The 899-nt window shown below is 68.9% G+C and carries 1 protein-coding gene; it reads left to right on the plus strand.

The window, feature by feature from the left end; all coding sequences use genetic code 11:
• On the plus strand, positions 1-865 hold an 865-nt coding region (locus tag DXD49_RS09520), incomplete at its 5' end, for an ISL3 family transposase (RefSeq protein WP_117794834.1).
• Positions 866-899 lie beyond the last annotated feature (34 nt).

Here is an 899-nt window from a genome sequence, read left to right on the forward strand (position 1 = left end):
GTACGTCACGGTGGTCGTCGACCACGACCGCGGCTGCCTCATCTGGGCGCACGAGGGCACCGGCAAGGACGTGCTCAACCTGTTCCTCGACGAGCTCACGCGCGAGCAGAGGCGCGCCATAGAGGTGGTGACCGCCGACGGCGCGAGGTGGATAAGGCAGCTGGTCAAGCGCCGCTGCCCCAACGCGAGGTGGGTCATGGACCCCTTCCACGTGGTCCAGTGGATGAACGACGCGCTCGACGCCGTGCGCTGCGAGGAGTGGAACGCCGCCAGGGCCGCCGCCAGGGCCGCCAGGCCCAGGCCCGAGGGCAAGCGCGGCAGGCCTGCCAAAGGCGAGCTGCCGCCCGAGGAGGTCAGGGCGCTCGAGGAGGAGGCGGCCTCCATCAAGGGCAGCCGCTACGCGCTCGTGAAGAACCCCGAGGACCTCACCGACGGCCAGAGGGCGAGGCTCGAGGCGCTCAAGAAGAGGGCCGGCTCGCGGCTGGTCAGGGCCTGGGAGCTCAAGGAGGACCTGCGGGCCGTCTTCCGGGCAGCCGACGGCTCCGAGGCCGCCGAGCTGCTCGACGACTGGATGCACAGGGCCGCCTACTGCAAGATCGCCAAGGTCGTCGCCGTGGAGAAGAAGGTGCGCCGCCGGCGCGACGACATCATCGCCGCAGTCGAGCTCGGCATCAGCAACGGGCGCGTAGAGGCCATCAACAACAAGATCAAGGTGACGGTGAGGATGGGCTACGGCTTCCGCAACACCGACAACCTCGTGGCCCTGCTCATGCTCAGGTGCGGCGACTGCCAGCCCCAGCTCCCGGGTCGCCCGGTGAAGGCGAGGAAGAAGGGCGTGAAGGGAGCGAAGAGCGTTGCTGCCTAGGCTAGCCCCTTGTCACACAAACTACCGAAGCCTC

It is taken from the genome of Collinsella sp. TM05-38 (assembly GCF_003466445.1).
Lineage (GTDB): Bacteria > Actinomycetota > Coriobacteriia > Coriobacteriales > Coriobacteriaceae > Collinsella.